This window comes from Streptomyces sp. NPDC015532 (assembly GCF_043078065.1).
GTDB lineage: Bacteria > Actinomycetota > Actinomycetes > Streptomycetales > Streptomycetaceae > Streptomyces.
In genome coordinates this window covers 1-14,136 of record NZ_JBIBSY010000017.1, presented here as the reverse complement: position 1 = coordinate 14,136, position 14,136 = coordinate 1, and the positions used below count along the sequence as shown (strand labels likewise).

The 14,136-nt window shown below is 71.0% G+C and carries 14 protein-coding genes; 5 read left to right on the top strand and 9 right to left on the bottom strand.

Annotated elements, in window-relative coordinates:
• Positions 1-32: 32 nt before the first annotated feature.
• Positions 33-194: a hypothetical protein gene (locus ACF07B_RS35645; RefSeq protein ID WP_392181951.1), complete on the bottom strand. Its 162-nt coding sequence runs from the start codon at positions 192-194 to the stop codon at positions 33-35.
• 605 nt (positions 195-799) lie between these two features.
• Between ACF07B_RS35645 and ACF07B_RS35640 the strand changes: the two genes are divergently transcribed.
• Positions 800-1,147: a PRC-barrel domain containing protein gene (locus tag ACF07B_RS35640; RefSeq protein WP_369483278.1), complete on the top strand. Its 348-nt coding sequence runs from the start codon at positions 800-802 to the stop codon at positions 1,145-1,147.
• A gap of 536 nt (positions 1,148-1,683) precedes the next feature.
• On the top strand, positions 1,684-2,925 hold the full coding sequence (locus ACF07B_RS35635; RefSeq protein WP_384239315.1) for an NAD(P)/FAD-dependent oxidoreductase: 1,242 nt from the start codon (positions 1,684-1,686) through the stop codon (positions 2,923-2,925).
• 122 nt (positions 2,926-3,047) lie between these two features.
• On the opposite strand, the gene ACF07B_RS35630 is transcribed toward ACF07B_RS35635, so the two are convergent.
• Both ACF07B_RS35630 and ACF07B_RS35625 read right to left on the bottom strand, forming a co-directional pair.
• Positions 3,048-5,405, bottom strand: a complete 2,358-nt coding sequence (locus tag ACF07B_RS35630; RefSeq protein WP_392181950.1) for a SpoIIE family protein phosphatase — start codon at positions 5,403-5,405, stop codon at positions 3,048-3,050.
• A 286-nt stretch (positions 5,406-5,691) separates the two neighbouring features.
• Positions 5,692-6,408, bottom strand: coding sequence for a TetR/AcrR family transcriptional regulator (locus ACF07B_RS35625; protein WP_392181949.1), 717 nt, complete (start codon positions 6,406-6,408; stop codon positions 5,692-5,694).
• Between the two features lie 91 nt (positions 6,409-6,499).
• On the opposite strand from ACF07B_RS35625, the gene ACF07B_RS35620 reads away from it, so the two are divergent.
• Positions 6,500-7,237 carry a class I SAM-dependent methyltransferase gene (locus ACF07B_RS35620; protein ID WP_392181948.1) on the top strand — a complete coding sequence of 246 codons (738 nt, stop codon included), beginning with the start codon at positions 6,500-6,502 and terminating at the stop codon, positions 7,235-7,237.
• Positions 7,238-7,537: 300 nt separating this feature from the next.
• Here the strand turns inward: ACF07B_RS35620 and ACF07B_RS35615 are convergent, their stop codons facing one another.
• The 3 genes from ACF07B_RS35615 to ACF07B_RS35605 are packed head-to-tail and all read right to left on the bottom strand — an operon-like array spanning position 7,538 to position 9,215.
• Positions 7,538-7,732, bottom strand: a complete 195-nt coding sequence (locus ACF07B_RS35615) for a hypothetical protein (protein WP_392181947.1) — start codon at positions 7,730-7,732, stop codon at positions 7,538-7,540.
• Positions 7,732-8,157: a hypothetical protein gene (locus ACF07B_RS35610; protein WP_392181946.1), complete on the bottom strand. Its 426-nt coding sequence runs from the start codon at positions 8,155-8,157 to the stop codon at positions 7,732-7,734. The genes ACF07B_RS35615 and ACF07B_RS35610 overlap by 1 nt, the downstream gene beginning before the upstream one ends.
• A 47-nt stretch (positions 8,158-8,204) precedes the next feature.
• Entirely contained in the window at positions 8,205-9,215 is a 1,011-nt protein-coding gene (locus ACF07B_RS35605) for a sensor histidine kinase (RefSeq protein WP_392181945.1), read from the bottom strand.
• 26 nt (positions 9,216-9,241) lie between these two features.
• On the opposite strand from ACF07B_RS35605, the gene ACF07B_RS35600 reads away from it, so the two are divergent.
• Positions 9,242-9,403 (top strand): hypothetical protein, encoded by a 162-nt coding sequence (locus ACF07B_RS35600; RefSeq protein WP_392181944.1) that lies wholly within the window; start codon positions 9,242-9,244, stop codon positions 9,401-9,403.
• Between the two features lie 289 nt (positions 9,404-9,692).
• Here ACF07B_RS35600 and ACF07B_RS35595 read toward each other — a convergent pair whose 3' ends face one another.
• The 3 genes from ACF07B_RS35595 to ACF07B_RS35585 all read right to left on the bottom strand — a co-directional run bounded on the left by ACF07B_RS35595 (position 9,693) and on the right by ACF07B_RS35585 (position 13,088).
• Positions 9,693-10,403 carry a response regulator transcription factor gene (locus ACF07B_RS35595; protein WP_392182067.1) on the bottom strand — a complete coding sequence of 237 codons (711 nt, stop codon included), beginning with the start codon at positions 10,401-10,403 and terminating at the stop codon, positions 9,693-9,695.
• Between the two features lie 845 nt (positions 10,404-11,248).
• On the bottom strand, positions 11,249-12,097 hold the full coding sequence (locus ACF07B_RS35590) for a hypothetical protein (RefSeq protein ID WP_392181943.1): 849 nt from the start codon (positions 12,095-12,097) through the stop codon (positions 11,249-11,251).
• Between the two features lie 163 nt (positions 12,098-12,260).
• Positions 12,261-13,088 (bottom strand): helix-turn-helix domain-containing protein, encoded by an 828-nt coding sequence (locus ACF07B_RS35585; protein WP_392181942.1) that lies wholly within the window; start codon positions 13,086-13,088, stop codon positions 12,261-12,263.
• A gap of 128 nt (positions 13,089-13,216) precedes the next feature.
• On the opposite strand from ACF07B_RS35585, the gene ACF07B_RS35580 reads away from it, so the two are divergent.
• Positions 13,217-13,798, top strand: a complete 582-nt coding sequence (locus ACF07B_RS35580; protein ID WP_392181941.1) for an ATP-binding protein — start codon at positions 13,217-13,219, stop codon at positions 13,796-13,798.
• Positions 13,799-14,136: the final 338 nt, after the last annotated feature.

Here is a 14,136-nt window from a genome sequence, read left to right as displayed (position 1 = left end):
GGCGCGGACGGGACCTTCGGTCGGTGCGCGGCTCAGTTGTCCGGGCTGTAGGGGACCTGCTCGGGTACACCCGTCGGCAGGTCGTGGCTGTCGAGTACGTGCGCGGTGTCCGCGTGCGCCGTGCCGGCCGATGGGCCGGACGAGGCGATGAGCGCACCTGCGGCGGGCGCGGTCGCGCGAATGGTCCGCTTCATGCGGTGAAGTCCCCTCCCCGGGCAGGGGTGATCACCGCTCCCATGGAGCCGGCCACCCCCTGGCGCGACGCCACAGCCCCCCTCAGACGTGGTCGTCGACGCGTTCGTCGGGTCACATAGTGGTGTCTCTGTGGAGCTTTCGTGTGCTTGCTGCCAGACATGACGGAAAAGCGCGTCCATCGAACGGGTGATCATTGGGCGCGGTGATGACGGTGCGATCGTCACCTTGGGCGTTCGGCTGACTACTCAGTGAAACGTTCCTGTGCTTGTGCGGCCCGGAGTCGACCGCATCCGGAACGTCCCGGTCCGACCGGTTGGGGTGGCCGTGGTCCAGGCCGCGACGAGTTTCGGCTGAGTCGTCGGTTTCAGGCCACTCGAAACCGCGTCTGTGAAGAACCTGTGGGCCGAGATGAAGGTGCCGGCGGCGACGGGAATCCGGGGAATCGCGGTGAGCGGGTGTCAACGGCCCGGAAGGGGACACCCGTCGACTCCGGCGGAAATCGCGCCGGGACATGGTGACCGCGATCCGGTCACCGAAGGACGGGCCTGCGGATTCCTTTTCGGGATCGCGGCGCGCGTCCGTGGACGAGTTGGAGGACTTCTTCGTGAACGAGAACCTTTGGGGTTACGGCCCGACCAGCGGGCACACGCCCGACGCCGATCTCTCCGGCTACCGGGTGGAGGCCGCCGACGGCCACATCGGCAAGGTCGACAAGCACTCCGACGAGGTCGGTTCTCAGTACATCGTCGTCGACACCGGCGTCTGGATCTTCGGCAAGGAGGTCCTGCTGCCCGCCGGAACGATCACGGCGGTCAGTCACGAGGACAAGACGATCCATGTCTCCCGGACCAAGGACGAGATCAAGGCGGCACCGGAGTTCGACAAGGAGAAGCACCTCGGCGATCCGCACTACCGCGACCAGCTCGGCGGCCACTACGGCTCCGGACACTGACGCGACACCGGCCGCCGGTGCCCCCCTCTGCGGGGCGGCGCCGGCGGCCTTTCGCTGTCTCCGGGCGCCTTGGAGAAGGGGAGACCCCGGCTGGACGGGGGAGACCAGCCGGGGCCGCTTGTGTGCGGAGGCCGCTCCGCTCCACATTGGGGTGAACATCGGTCGATAACCATCTATTCCGCCCGGGGTGACCGGAGTGTTCGGAGTCCCTGAAGTGTCTGCGGTGTCTGCGGTGTCTGTGGTGCCTGGAGTGCCTGCGGGACCCGGAGTGCCTGAAGCGCCCGGAGCGCACGGCGTCTCCGGAGTTCCCGGTGTGCCCGGTGTTCGCGGTGTCGCAAAGGGGCGCGTCGCGTGACGCGGTCCTTCGGACACGTGGGGCGGTCCACCGGCGTGGCCCCGCATCCGCCGGGCGGGCCCGGCGGGAAGATCGGTTCAGGAGGGCGCGTGTGACGGCGCGGGGCCGCCGTCCTGTGCCCGGACCACCTCCGCGTGCCCGTCGGCGCGCGGACGGACCGGCTGCTCGGAGGATGGTGCCCATGACCGCGAAGCGCGGTGTGCCCGATGTCCTGATCGTCGGAGGCGGGCTCGCCGGTCTGGCGTGCGCCCGCGATCTCGCCGGGTACGGCTTCGGGGTCCGGCTTCTGGAGGCCTCGGACGGCGTGGGCGGCCGGATGCGCTCCGACCCGCACGAAGGCTTTGTCGTCGACCGCGGCTTCCAGGTCTTCAACACGTCCTATCCACAGGTCCGGCGCCGGCTCGCCCTGCGCGAGCTGCGGCTGCGGCCCTTCACACCCGGCGTCCTCGTCCACACCGAGGACGGGCCGCTGCGCTTCGAGGACCCGACCCGTGGCCGGCGGCGCCTGGGCGACCTGCGCCCGGGGCGCCTCGCGGGAACCCGTGACCTGATCGCGCTGGCCGCCCTGTCCGGCCGGGACATGCTCGCCCCCGCCGGCTGGCTCAAACGCGGAGAGGACCGTACGACCCGCACCGCGCTGGCCGCGGCCGGATTCTCCGAGGAGTTCGTGGAGCGGTTCTTCCGCCCCTTCCTGTCCGGGGTCTTCCTGGAGGACCAGCTGGAGACCTCCGGCCGGGTGTTCCATCTCGTCTGGCGCAGCATGCTGCGCGGCACCCTGTGTCTGCCCGGCGCCGGCATCGGGGCGGTGCCTCGCCTGCTGGCCGAGGCGCTGCCGCCTGACGCCGTACGTCTCGGCACGCCGGTCACGCGGCTCACGGACGACGGGGTCGAGGTGGACGCCGGGGGCGAACTCGCCGCGCGGGCCGTGGTCGTGGCCACGGGGCCGGGACCGGCCGCCCGGCTGCTGCCGGGGCTGGACCTCCCCGACTACCGCGTCGTGACGACGTACTACCACGCCGCGACCCGTTCACCGCTGGCCGAACCCGTCCTGCTGACGGACACCAGAAGGCGTTTCCTCAACACCTGCGTCCTGAGCGAAGCGGTCCGCGGCTACGCCCCGCCCGGGATGTCGCTGATCGCCACCTCGGTCCTCGGGCACGACCAGGAGGGCCGGGAGACCTGGCTGCGCGACGCGCTCGCCGAGGTGTATGGCACCGACACCTCGCGGTGGGACCTGCTGACCGTCCGTACCGTTCCCGACGCCCTGCCGGCGATGCCACCCCCGCAGCCGCTCAGCCGGAGCACCCGCGTGGCTCCCGGCCGCTATGTGTGCGGGGACCACCGGGCCACGGGGTCGGTCCAGGGCGCGCTGGCGTCGGGAGCCCGCGCGGCCCGCGAGGTCGCGGCAGACCTGGCACGGTAGCCGCCGGACGCCGGACGCCGGACGCCGGACGCCGGACGCCGGACGCCGGACGCCGCGTCCGCGGCTCGTTCCGGACGGTTGACTGTCCGGCCCGGAGGAGCCCCGCCCGGGGAGCCCGGATCCTAGGGCAGCATCTGTTCCGTCCAGATCGTCTTGCCCGGCGCCGAGTAGCGGATGCCCCAGTTGTGGCTCATCTGCGCGCAGATGAACAGGCCCCGGCCGCCTTCGTCGGCCGTGCGGGCGTGACGCAGGCGCGGAGCCGCTCCGCCGGCGTCGCTGACCTCGCAGGTGATCGTGCCGTCCTTGATGAGCCGCAACCGGATCGGCGGCGCTCCGTACCGCAGGGCGTTGGTCACCAGCTCGCTGACGATCAGCTCGGTGGCGAAGGCGGTCTCCTCGTCCACCCGCCACCCGCGGAGCAGCTCCTGGGTGTGGTGCCGTGCCGTCGCCGGCGCCGTGGGCACGAAGTCGAGGGACCAGGTGGCGACGCGGTCCGGCGGAAAGGCCCGGGTGCGGGCCAGCAGCAGAAGGACGTCGTGGTGGCCCGTAGTGTCGCGCAGCCGGTACAGAACCTCGTCCCGTACGTCGCCGAGGGGGCGGTCCAGACGGGTCAGCGCGACGCTCAGCGCGTCCTTCGCCCGGTCGCCGTCGGGGGCCTCGGGAACCGGGAACGACGTCGTGCGCAACCCGAGCACGCTGCCGTCCCGCACGGGGACGGAGGCGGTGGCGAAGGGAGGTCCGTCCCGGCTGCCCAGAAGGGGGCCCGTCGGGATCTGCGGGATGTGCACCACGCCGCCGGGGTGGGCCACGACGGGCGCGGGATGGCCGGCGGACGCCATGACGCAGGTTTCCTGGAGCGGGTCGTGGATCGCGTAGACACAGCCGGCCCTGAGCGGCTGCTGGTGCAGCGGATCGCTCGCCGGCAGGGACTCCCGCTCATGGGCGAGCCGTACGACCGCGTCGTTGAGGCGGGCGAGCAGTTCGTCGGGATCCAGGTCGAGCGCGGCGAGCGTGTGGATCACCGTCCGGATCTGGCCCATGGCGGTGGCGGCGTCGATGCCGCTTCCGGAGACCTCCCCGATGACCAGGGCCGTACGGGCGCCGGGCAGACCGAACGCGTCGTACCAGGTGCCCGCTCCCGCGTCGGCCGGAATGTGCAGCGGCGCGAATTCCACGGCTGTCTGTGACGGGGGTTCCGGCGGCAGGAGATGGCGTTGCAACGCCGCCGCGATCGTGTGCTCGCGGGTGTAGCGGCGCGCGTTGTCGAGGCTCAGCGCGGTGTGCGCGGCCAGTTCCTCGGCGATGGCGAGATCGTTCTCGTCGAAGGCGTCGTGCTGTCGTACGCGGTAGAGGCTCAGCAGCCCGAGTACCGCGCCCCGCAGCGTCAACGGGGCGGTGAGCAGCACGCGGGCGCCGGAGGCGCGGATGGCGCGGGCCCGCTCCGGGTCGGCGTCCAGCCAGGGGGTGCCGCTGTCCAGCGTGACGGTTCGTGGCCTGAGATCGCTGAGCACCTGGGAGTACGGGGTCGGCGACGGCACGGCCCGCACGTCGCCGACGGGATGGGCCTGCGCCCTGTGGGAGGGGCCCTCGATACGGAAGGCCGCTCGGCGCAGCGGGATCTCGCGCCCGAGGGGGCTGAGCGGAGGATCCTCGCCCCGCACCACCGCGTCGACCACCTCGACCACCGCGATGTCGGCGAAGCCGGGCACCAGCGCGTCCACCAGCTCCTGGCAGGTCGTGACGACGTCCAGGCTCCGGCCCACCCGTTCTCGTACGGAACCGAGTGCCTCCAGCCGCCTCCTGCTCCGCAGGGCCTCCGTCACCTCGGTCATGGAGACGACCACGCCGCGCGCGTTCCCCAGCGGGAACGCGGAGACGTTCACGAAGCGCTCCCGTGACGAGCCGTCCACCGGTTCGAGCTGGACGGCGCGGTCGCTGACGGACGTGCCCTCCGTGAGCACGCCCCGCAGGACGTCCTCGAACTCCTCGGGGCGGGCGGGACGGCACACCTCGGCGACCGGCCGGTCGAGAGCTTTGTCCGCCGTGACGCCGGTCAGCGCGCAGGCCGCCTCGTTGACGCTGAGGACGCGCAGCGCGGGGTCCAGGACGAAGAACGCCTCGTGCGTGTTCGCGTGCAGGATGTCGAAGACCGCGGTCGGTGTGTCGTGGAGGGGGGCATCGTCGTCGCCGGCCTCGAAGACGCCCCACGCGACCGCGCCGTCCGAGAGCGGCATCACCCGGACGCGCAGGTCGACCGGGTTTCCGTCGACGTCATGGATGACCAGGGGTCCGGATCCTGGTTTCGTGCCGTGGCCGGAGTCACCGCCGGCGAAGGGCCCGGTGTCGGGGGCGACCATCGCGAGGGCCGTTCGCCCCACGGCCTCGGAGTCCGAGCGCAGCCAGATCTCGCGCGCTCTGTGGCTCCACCGGACGACGACGCCCGCGCCGTCGACGACCATCAGCGGAGTGGCGGCAGTCACCGGAGATCACCTCTGCTGTGTGGCCGGCTGAGCACCCCCGTGCCCGGGGACGACGTCGACGGCCGATTCACCGGGGAAGGCCGTGTCGCGTACTTTGTCTTGATTCTTCCCTATGGTCCACAAAGCCATCATTCTACGGGGCGGCCGAGCCGCGCGCCGATGCGGAACCGCACATCGATGCGGCCGGGCATGTCCCCCAGAGCTTCCGTGCGGGCGGGGACGCTCAGCCGTCAGCCGTCAGCCGTCAGCCGTCAGCCGTCAGCCGTCAGCCGTCAGCCGTCAGCCGTCAGCCGTCGGACGGCAAGTCGCCGGACGGCAAGTCGCCGGACGGCGCATCGTCGGCCGGGGGCTCGGGGGCGTGTTCGGCGCCCGGGGGCAGCAGCGACCGCAGGGCCATGTCCGTCAACCGGGCCTCCTGGGCGGCCCGGTCCGGCATGACCGCGGTGCGGAGCGGGCGTCCGGCGAGGAGCGAGATCAGCCACCAGGCGGCGGTGTCCGCGCTGACGTCCTCGCGGATGTCGCCCTCGCTCTGACCGCGGCGCAGCAGGCCCGCGAGGGCTTCGGCGAAATTCCGGTGGATGTTCCGCGCGGCCTCGCCGAGGGCCGGATCGTGGGCCAGGGCCGCCGCGTCGGCGAAGAGGAAGCCATGGGCGCCGCGTTGGTGGAAGCGGTCCATGTGGGCCGGGTCCAGGAAGGCGGCCAGGACGTCGGGCACGGGGCGCCCGGTGTCCGCGGCCTCGGTCAGGAGGGCGGTGACCGCCGAGGTCACGTGGTCGAGGGCCGCCTGGTAGAGGGCGGACTTGGACCCGAAGTTCTGGAAGACCACCGGTTCCGTGACCCCGACGCGCCGGGCGATGTCGGAGACCTTGCCCCGTTCGTAGCCGGTCTCGGAGAAGACCTCGGTGGCCGCGGCCAGGATCGAGGCGCGCCGCTCGGCGGCCGGCATCCGGGTGCGGGTACGGGCCTTGTCCCGGTGGGCGGGGGCCTTGTCGGTGTCGGTCACACCCGCCATCGTAGGCCCCTTGCGAGTTTCCTTAGTCACGACTAAGTTAGTAACGTACTTAGTCGCAACTAAGTTAAAGGGAGTGACCGGTATGTCCATCGGACGCCTCATGCAAGGAAAGCCGCACGCGGACACTCCAGGAGTGACGATCGGGGCCCCGCGCGCCTACGAACTGTGCGGCGCGTTCTGTTTCGCGGGCCGCCGGAACCGGGCCTTTTCCCGGCTGGCCGCGCTGAGCGGGGCCGCGACCGGGGACCGCGTGCTCGACGTGGGCTGCGGGACCGGCTACCTGACCCGGCGGATGGCCGCCGTCGTCGGGCCGGAGGGAACGGTGACCGGCGTGGACCCGTCGTCCTCGGTGCTCGCCTACGCCCGACGCAGGAACAGGGCCGGACAGGGCGCCGTGTGCACCTACCGGGAAGGGGTCGCGGAGGACCTCGCCCACCCGGACGGCTCGTTCGACACCGTCGTCACCAGCCTGATGCTGCACCACCTGCCGGAGGAACTCCGGCCGGCCGCCCTCAAGGAGATGTGGCGTGTCCTGCGGCCGGGCGGGCGCCTGCTGGTCGTCGAGTTCCGGCCGCCGCGCAGCGCCGTCGGTCGCCATCTGGTGCACGGCGGCCTGGGCCACGCGATGTCCCACAACCGGACCGACCTGCTGGACGGGCTCGTCACCGGCGCGGGCTTCGGGATCCGGGGGAGCGGGGACGTCCGCCCGTGGCTGACCTACGTCCAGGCCGTACGGCCCACGTCCGAGGAGTCCACGGGGCGGCCGGGTCGGGAACGCGCGGAGCAGCGGGGCCGGGAGCCCATGGAGCGGCCGGGTTAGGAGCCCGGAGCCGTCGCCGCAGGACCGGGCGACCGGCCCCGCCGCCGGACACCCGGCCAGGCTGCCCGGCAGCCGGCCCGGACCGTCTGACCCGGCTGCCGGACCTCCTGACCCGGCCGCCGGACCGTCTGGCCCGGCCGCCGGGACGCCCGGCCCGGTGGCGCCGACTCCCGCACAGCGTCCCGCCGCCGCCGCCGACGACGCCTCGCCGGTGCCGAGCCGGCCAGGACCACCCCGCCCGGCCGCCCGGCCGCCCGGCCGCCCGGCCGCCCGGCCGCGCGGACGCCGCCTGCCGCGGCGTCAGTCGTGGGCCATGTCCGACTCGGCGGAACTCGCCGCGGACTCCGCGCCGTCGACCAGCTTCTGCAGACGGGCGACGTCCGTGGACGCCGGGCCGGGCGACGCGGGGACGTTCCCGGTGTCACCGGTGCCGCCGCACGCGGTCAGCAGCAGCGTGGCCACGACGAGAGCCGCTGCCAGACGCGCCGCGCGCATCAGGAGCCGGCCCCGTCGTCGTGGCTCGTGCACCACTTCTCGACGTCCGCCAGATCCTTCTGGCGGCTCTCCAGGGTCGGGACGAGCGAGCGCCGGAAGGTCAGCCGGTTGTCGAGATAGGTCGCGATCTCCTTGTTCCCGGCGGACTTGGCGTTGGCCACCCGCTGTTCCAGCCTGGCGAGGGAACCGCGCCGCGAGGCGTCCCCGTCCAGCCGGTCGAGGATGCGGTCGATCCTCCGGTCGATCTTCGGCGCCCGCTTGCAGAGCGCCTTCGCGCCGTCACCCGTCGGCGCGCCCGTCGGCCGCGTCCCCGTGCCGTCGGCCGACGCGGCGCCCGCGGCGGCGAGCAGCGCGCCGACCGCCATCAACGAGACGACGGTCGTCCTGGTCCTCGGCGCCGCCGGCTTCCTCGTGGTCCTCGACATGCTGAACTCCTCTTCCCTCCGGGGCGGTTGCCCGCACGTCCGGCACGCTAGGAGTCGTCCTTGTGGAATTCTTGTGGCCGGTCACCGGCGGTCCTGATCACCCAGTTGCGCTGCGCGGGGAGCGTCGCCTCGCCGCCGGCCCCGCCGCCCGGCATCGGGAGCACGACCTCGATGCGGGTCCCCGTTCCGGCCGGCGTCTCCAGGACGCGGACACGGCCCCGGTGCAGGTCGATCTGCTGGGCGACCAGGGTGAGCCCGAGGCCCGATCCCGGACTGTCCGGGCGGCGCTCGAAGCGTTCGAAGACCGCGGCGCGACGCTCGGGCGCGATCCCCGGTCCCCGGTCGTCGACGAACAGGACGGCGAGGTCGTCGCCCGCGCGCAACGTGACATCGACGCGCGCGGGGCGTCCGTCGGCGCATCCGCCGTGCACCAGCGCGTTGGTGAGGAGATTGTCCAGGACCGTGCGCAGCCCGGGCTCCCAGCCGTGGACCCGTGGCCCCGGCGGACAGTCGGCGGTGATGTGCGCGAGCGGATGCCGCCGTCGCTGCTCCCGCACGCTCACCTCGACGACCTCCGCGAGATCCACCGGTCCGAAGGCCTCCGCCTCGACCAGGTCTCCGCGGCCGAGCTCGCGCAGCATGACCAACAGCCCCAGCAGCCGGGCGTGTTCGCGGCGCAGGTCGTCGAGGACCTCGTCGCGGTCGGGAGCGGGCAGGGCCGGATGCCCGGTGAGGATCTCCAGGTTGGTCTGCATGCTCATCAGCGGAGTGCGCAGCTCGTGCGCGGCCGCCGAGGCGAACGAACGGGCGGTGGCGAGTGCTTCCTCGGTCCTCGCGGCCTGTTCGTCGTAGCGGCTCAGCACCGTCTGGAGGGTGTGCGCCAGATCGTCGACCTCGGCGATCCGGGCCGGAGTGTGGTCGAGCCGGGCGGCGCTGGTCCGCGGATCCAGACCGCTCGCGCTGTCCCGCAGCCGCCGCAGCGGACGGCTCGCGCGTCCCGCCACCGCACCGGCCAGCAGCCCCGACAGCGGCGCGGCGAGCAGCGCCACCGTCACCACGTCGCCTGCGCACCAGGCGCAGTTGGGTGTCCGCGGCGGTGTCCGGCGCGAAGAGCCAGAGCGTGCCGCGCACCCCGGGACGCGTACCGGAGACCCGCTGGGACAGGACCCGCCAGGAATTCCCGCCGGCCCGCAGCGTGACCGGCACCGGCGCGCTCGCGGGAAGCGCCGCCCCCTGGTCCGGCTGAGGACCGCCCGTGTACGTCTCCGACGGGCCGATCAGCCGCACGCCGACGTCCAGAGCGGAGGTGAACAGCCGCCTCTCGCGGGCCCGTTCGACCGCCGCCGACCGGTCCGCGGCGCTCGCGCGCAGCAGTCCGCGGGCGTCCTTCGCCACGGCCGCCGCGCTCCGCCGCAGGTGGGCGTCCTGCTGGTCGTGCAGATCCGCCGCGACCAGCCGCAGCAGCAGCCAGCCGGTGGCCAGTACCAGGACCGGTACGGCCGCTCCGACGGCCAGGGCGATGCGGGTGGACAGTCTCATCGTCCGGCCTCCGGCCCGTCGTCGCGCAGCACGAACCCCACGCCCCGCACGGTGTGGATGATCCGGGCCCGGTCGGGTGCCTCCAGCTTGCGGCGCAGATAGCTCACGAACGTGTCCACCGCGTCGGTGCGCACCTCGAAGTCGTACCCCCAGACGCGGTCCAGGAGCTGATCCCGGCTGAGCACGATGCCCGCGTTGCGCGCCAGGACGTGCAACAGCTCGAACTCCCGCCGGGTGAGCTCCAGTAGCCGTCCGTCCAGGCGGACCGTGCGGGCTGTCGGATCCAGCGAGAGCCCGCCCACCCGTACGGTGTCGGTGTCCCTCGGCGGCCGGCGCCGCAGCAGTGCCTGAAGCCTGAGCACCAACTCCTGGAGGGCGAACGGCTTCACCAGGTAGTCGTCCCCGCCGGCCTGGAGCCCCGCGATCCGGTCGCCGGTCTCATCGAGCGCGGAGAGCATCAGGACGGGTACGTCGTTGTCCTCCGCGCGCAGCGTCCGGCACACGTCGATCCCGCTGAGACCGGGCATGGAGATGTCCAGCACGATCGCGTCCGGTGGCGTCCGCCGGGCCAGGTCCAGCGCCGGCCGGCCGCCGTCGGCGAGGTCCACGGTGAATCCGCCCAGCCGCAGCCCACGTTCGAGTGACCGTCGTATCGCCGCCTCGTCAAAACCTTGCCCCGGGTTTCCCCCTTTTCCTCGTCCGTGCAGGTCAGCAGCTGTGGTGCTACCTCGGCTGTGTTGATCATTCACGGGGTTGCACCGTTCTTCCGGACCCAGACTGGACCCAGGGAAGCCCCGTCAGCATGCCGTCCCGGCTGCAGCCGGGACGGCTTCCAGGTGAATCGCCGGGCACGAAAGCGCCTCCAACGCAGACCCCTTGCGACGCAGAAAGGCCCTACCCCTTCAGGGGTAGGGCCTCTTGCGGTTGTCTTACCGACCCCCGCCGGGGTCGCTGCGAAAAGACTAGCGGCTTAGGCTCAGTTACGGACCAGTGGTTGGGTGCCATTACCAATCGGATCGGGACGTCAGTCGGCGTGCACTTGCCCCTAGTGTGTGGGTAGAGAGCCTGGATGTCGGCGACGCAGCTGCACGCTTCACCTCCGCTCGAGCGGAGGTGATCCGGCCAAGGGGGCGAAGGCCACCCAGGAGGAGATGTGCTCTCCGCGCGAGCGGAGGCGATCCGCCGTTGTCCAGCGCGGTGCGTGAGGCGTGCTGGTGCTCTCCGTGCGAGCGGAGGTGATCCGACCCTCGCGTCTGTAACCGTCACCGTCGACGAGTGCTCTCCGCGCGAGCAGAGGTGATCCGCGAGCAGGTCCCGAACCCGCTGTAGAGCGAGATGTGTTCCGATTGCCCGTGTCGGGTGGTGCGGACCAGTCCCTTCTTCCTGTGGCGGGAGTCTTGCAAAGCTCGACACCCTGCCCACCGACATCGATGACGACCGCTTCGACGGCCGCCGCTGAACTGGTGAGGGCAGACGTGCGACCGGAAACGGTCCCAAGAGGAAACGGCCCATGAGGATATGGCCCCGGTGGCGCGCCTGGGGACCTGCCGATCTACAGGCTGTCCTTCTCCACGCGCAGCGGCTCGTCAGCGACCAGGCGGGCAGCGATGTCCTGTGCTTGCGGGAACGCAGAGGACGTCAGCCGCAGCCTGGCGTGAGTCATCACCGTGGCAACGCGCTCTGCCAGTTCCTTGTGTTCTGCGTCCGGAACACTGCTGAGGTTGAGGGAGAGCCAGACCCGCATGTCGTCGCCCTGCGAGATGAGGACCGGGCCCTGCGGGGGAGTACAGGGAATCGTCGCGTTGGTGAGCGCCTGGACGACTTGGCTCCGTAGCTCGGCCGTGCTCCGCTGGTCGACCGCGCGTGTCGCGGCGTAGATCGCGGCGCACAGTGCGTTGGCGGCGGGGACTGCCGCGCTGACGGAGATGGTGAACGGTCCCATGGTGACGGTGTCGGTGACCGGGTCGTAGCCGAAGCTCCAGAAGTCGCGGGCTACATCACGCGGGTCAGCGGCCTTGCGGGCGTCTGCCTGCGGCCCGCCGCCCTTACCGCGGGCCCAGTCCTCGAAGTGAGTGAGGCCGTCGCGGACGTGCTTGATGTTCGGCAGGGCGTCAAGGAAGACCTGCTCGGCGGCATCGAGTGCGGTGATCACCGCAGGGTCCATGCCGAGGCCCGTGAGGGCGATCCGTTCGAGCTTGACCGCGGCGAGGAGCTGGCGCAGGGCGACGACCAGTGTTCGTGCGTCGATCTGTCGCGAGCTGAACCAGCCGACTTGGACGTCGTCACCGTGCATGCGTGCCACGGTCAAGGCGATCGTGGCACGCAGCCAGCTCGATTCCGATACCGCGATTGCGTACGGATTGTCCGCTGGGGACCAATCATCCGGCAGGTTGCTGTTCATGACGGAATCTTCGACCCCGGAGCGTTTGGCTGCTCGGAATTTCCAGACCGAGGCGCTGGGAACTGCGGAGGTCCGACGTAAAGCGTGTTGCAGAAGGTCGTGTCTGGGCAGGTCAGAGGCCGGTTTGTGGTGTCTCTGGTCATGCGGTGAGGGCGAGTGCTGATCAGCATGGTAGCCACAGCTTCGTCTCAATACCCGGCCTTGGTCCGTCTGTTGTGGCGTTGGGTCGGTGTCGGCCCCGCCACGTAAGGCCGGTGGGGCGCAATAGTGCGTCGAAGTCACCGGGCTCACGGAATTGCACAATGCCACCCAGAGGCCCCAACGCCGCATCAGCCAACGTCTGCCCCATTGTGACTTGTCGTCGGGATGGTGGTCCGCACGGCGCGCTGTTCGTCATGCTTGGGCGGGAGCTTGAGCGTGCTCGGGAGTGGTGGAGGTTGTTGTGCGGATGCGGATAGGGGAGGGCACCTACGGCGACGAGTGGTGGCCCTCCTGCAGTAGTACGGCCAGAATCCGCTCGGCCTCGACAGCGTTCCCGATGTGCAGTTCCCGGCGCGTGCCGGTCAGCGGCGTGATCGGTGAGAGCCTCTACTCCGGCTGAATCGAGCTTGGCTCCTCGCTTCAGGGCGTGCGCGAGGCGCCCCCACGGCTCGGCGGCGGCAGCCATACCGAGTGCGGCACCGCCAATCAGCGTCCTGCGGTTCATGTCGTCCAGGTCCTCCCCATCACGGCGGCCTCCCTTCCTCCGCCGGGCGTGGGCGGCTGCTGCTTCCCGCTGTATCTGTTCAGGGCGTAAGCCGCAGGCCGTCGCAATATGCGCAACCGTGTGGTTGGTGGGGATGTTTCTTCCGTTTTCGTACCGACTGATCTCGCGGCGGGTCATCGTGTCCCGGCCGGAGGCCGCGTTGATCGCCTCTACTTGTTCTTCCTGTGTGCGTCCGGCCTTTTTGCGTAGGCGGACGAGCAGCTCAGCGAACGGATCTGCTGGCATGAGTGTGACCTCTGTTGGTGGACTGAACCCAATCATGGCGTCAGATCCCCCGCGCGTTTCCCCCTTGACGAGTTTCCCCCCTCTGGTTTCCCCTGTCAGGCCGCTTGAGGGCGCGGTGCGATAGGCCCATGACGTTCCGTGAGGCACCCACCTTCGAGGACAGCCGACAGGGTTGCGACCAGCGCACCCCGGCCGGATCAGAACGGGTGGCCATCCGCAGCTTCGAGGTGGCCCTCGCTCCAGCCGACGCACGCGTCTGGCTCATGCGACGTATCACCTTGGCGCATCTGCGCCTCTGGGACCTGATGGCGTTGGACGACACGGCCACGCTTGCCGTCTCGGCACTGGTCACCAACGCGGTGCGGCACTGCCACGGCAACACGATTCGGCTGCGGGTCGTGAGCTTGGGTGAAGAACTACGCATCGAGGTGAGGGACGGAAATCCCACTCCGGCCCGGCAACAGGATGTGGACGCCGACGCCGAGAGCGGTCGCGGGCTGCTGCTTGTCGCTGCTCTGGCGAAAGTGTGGGGCTTAAGCCGCGACGGCACGATGACGTGGTGCTCCCTCCCCTTGCCGGCAGAGGAGCGTGCCAACGAAGCGTTGACTCCCACGCCGGTTCCAAGGAGAGGCCGATCAGATCGCGGTGATCAGCGATCGGTGTCCGCACCGACGGCCGACCCGCCCCCTCTGGCCGGCGGGACCCCCTGAACAGCCGTCGGGCTGCAGCTGCCTACCTCCCCAAAGTGTGTGCCCGCTGTAGCCCGACGGCCCCCGTACCCCCCATCGTGAGGCTGCCGTGTCCCCCCTTCCCCTTTCAGACAGGCAGAGCATCCATGCAGTTCTCTCCACTCCCACGCGGCGGGAGTGCACGCTTCATGTACTACGGAGTCTTCCGCTTCGCGGAGGAGCATGGGAGGTGTTGAAAACCCTTGAGGACCAGGTCAGCGCCTTAGAGGTCCTAACAAAGGCGTTGGACGTGTCGGTGGGTGATCAGGCAGGTAGCGAGGCCGAGGAAAGCTTCGTGGATGTCATCGCGTCGTTCCCAG

Excerpts from the sequence above, each read along its gene's own strand:
- ACF07B_RS35590 (WP_392181943.1), bottom strand. The coding sequence starts at position 12,097 with ATGAACAGCAACCTGCCGGATGATTGGTCCCCAGCGGACAATCCGTAC.
- ACF07B_RS35635 (WP_384239315.1), top strand. The coding sequence starts at position 1,684 with ATGACCGCGAAGCGCGGTGTGCCCGATGTCCTGATCGTCGGAGGCGGG.
- ACF07B_RS35615 (WP_392181947.1), bottom strand. The coding sequence starts at position 7,732 with ATGCGCGCGGCGCGTCTGGCAGCGGCTCTCGTCGTGGCCACGCTGCTG.
- ACF07B_RS35585 (WP_392181942.1), bottom strand. The coding sequence starts at position 13,088 with ATGCCAGCAGATCCGTTCGCTGAGCTGCTCGTCCGCCTACGCAAAAAG.
- ACF07B_RS35620 (WP_392181948.1), top strand. The coding sequence starts at position 6,500 with ATGTCCATCGGACGCCTCATGCAAGGAAAGCCGCACGCGGACACTCCA.
- ACF07B_RS35580 (WP_392181941.1), top strand. The coding sequence starts at position 13,217 with ATGACGTTCCGTGAGGCACCCACCTTCGAGGACAGCCGACAGGGTTGC.
- ACF07B_RS35610 (WP_392181946.1), bottom strand. The coding sequence starts at position 8,157 with ATGTCGAGGACCACGAGGAAGCCGGCGGCGCCGAGGACCAGGACGACC.
- ACF07B_RS35645 (WP_392181951.1), bottom strand. The coding sequence starts at position 194 with ATGAAGCGGACCATTCGCGCGACCGCGCCCGCCGCAGGTGCGCTCATC.